Annotated in this window: 2 protein-coding genes; both read right to left on the bottom strand. The window is 39.4% G+C overall.

The window, feature by feature from the left end:
- Positions 1-204: 204 nt before the first annotated feature.
- A complete protein-coding gene (locus MJ257_RS24450) occupies positions 205-1,140 on the bottom strand; it encodes a DUF3644 domain-containing protein (RefSeq protein ID WP_240271776.1) in 936 nt (311 codons plus the stop codon).
- Between the two features lie 259 nt (positions 1,141-1,399).
- The coding region (locus tag MJ257_RS24445) for a hypothetical protein (protein WP_240271775.1) at positions 1,400-2,181 on the bottom strand (782 nt) is incomplete at its 5' end.

The raw sequence follows: 2,181 nt of genomic DNA, 5'->3' as shown, positions 1-2,181 counted from the left end.
ATAACGTTTCCGTGTTCACGACGTCCCACCACCTTAAGGCTGCGAAGCAGCCGGCCGCGATGCGGTTAGGTGGTGCGGATGTGTCCCGGCAATCACCTCTTCGACTTAACTCCCGGGACCGAGGCGGCTTGTCCGCCGATGCGTGAACACATTGTTATGAGATGTCAGCGCCTTCCTTGATTTACTTTCAAATGCATTACTTTACTAATAATTTTGGATGTCCTCTACACAATTATCACAGAGAGTTGCATAACCATCTTTAGAAAAACATAGATTAACACCGCATCGCATACACTCATCTATATCATCAAATTCCCACTCATCAGCGCAGTTGAAACAAATATATCCTTCATCTGTTCTAACCAAAGTTTCATAATCGCAACCAGGGCAAAAATAAATTGGCCATTCTCCTCCTTGGGTAACTATCTCATATTTACTTTCACGCAAAACTTCAGATACATACTCATTAGCAATTTCCTCTGGATCGTCATTCTTGTATCCACAAAATAAGCATTGAAATCCATCTGAAAGATCTGCAGCGTCTTGCAAACAGCGAGGGCATGTTACAATGAGTTTAATCTTCGCTATTTTACTTCTGATTGCCTTCCAGCGTTGATTTACAAATGAATCAAATTTTAGTACTTCTTCCCTGATGACAACCATTTCATCATTATCAACTTCATCTTCAAGTTCGTCGTTTACAAAATCGATCAAAAAGTTTAAAGCATCTGCGACAGTAGCTTTCAAGGCTTCTGAGCTATCCACAATCCCAAAGTGCTCAAATCTGTTTCTTTTATCTCTAAGGCTATTCAAGTTTTTTCTTATCTGCTGATTAATATCCACTTCGCAGATATTAATCAATCTATCTATACAATCATCAAAGTTAGCACTTGTGAACTTGCCATTTTTATAATCTTGTAGACTAGCTTTTTCTACTTTATTAAACAATAGTGTCCAGTGTTCTCTTCTCAAACGTTCCTTTAATATTAATTCAATCCCGGAACTTAGATGCAAGATTGCATATTTCAGATCTGACGGTTTGATAGGTTCTTCTAAATACTCAATCGCCGAAACCACAAAGTTTAAACCATTCTCAAATAACTCAAATTCAACATCATTATCTACATCTTTTTGATTCATGTTATGCCCCCCGTTGTACAAGGCGAAAATATGCTCTTGTTTTTAAGCTTTGCGCTGATTTCTCATAACGTTTCCGTGTTCACGAACCCTCACTGGCTTAAGCTGCCTGGCCGATCTAGCGCTGCAATCAGGCCGCCGGGTCGTAGACTTAGCTAGTGCAGGGTTGTCGCCTGTTCCACTTCTCCGAAATACCTCGGGCGACCGAGGGCGAATGCCCGATGCGTGAATGCTGTGTTAGGTGAAGTCGATTCATCCTCGATCAGCTCTCAAGATGCTTTAGAAATTCTGGATCAGTACTACTAGTTCCTATTCCAAAGCACACGTCTCTCGTTACTCTGATTTTTTTAAACTCAGCAATTCCCGGATATGGTTTACTGCTCGATATTTCATTTTCTCTGTATTGAGTTCTGTAAATACGGAATCCCATATCCATGTACGGCCCAGATTCTACAAGTAATAATCCTTCATTCATTCGATATGACGATAACAAGTATTTTCTGACCATATCGCAAATAAAGTTACCTGCTCTAGTTAATTCGAGAACAAGATCCTGTACCAATGCTATATGATATTCAAATTCCCTTAGTAACATTTGATATCTCTTTGGATCCCACTCTTTGATTTTATAAAACCTTTCTGTCACATAACTGTTTCGTTTTTCTTCACTGTATTCATGGAATACTCGTAATAAATCTTCAAGAACCTTACGAAAATTCTCAAACGAGTCATTTAATTCAGGATATCTTGTGGGCCATACTCTCGAGAATATGTATTCCTTTAGTTCTTGTAAGTTCTTCTCCATTTCCATAGAGATTGAGTTGCTACCAGCCCCTAATAACCACGATGTCCATGATTTCCAATTGTCCAGATCGCACGAAGTGGACCACTTCTCAACAAATGTCATGTATACCTCTTCATCTTGTTGCTTTTGAATATCTATATCCAGTGAATCCTTAACCCACCTTTCATGCCCACCTTTTAGTTCATGTAACGACTCCACGGTATAATGACCAGGCTGATCATCAATAATTTTATGGTGTA

It is taken from the genome of Paenibacillus timonensis (assembly GCF_022427145.1).
Taxonomy (GTDB): Bacteria; Bacillota; Bacilli; order Paenibacillales; family Paenibacillaceae; genus Fontibacillus; species Fontibacillus timonensis.
This window is presented reverse-complemented; position numbering and strand designations above follow the sequence as displayed.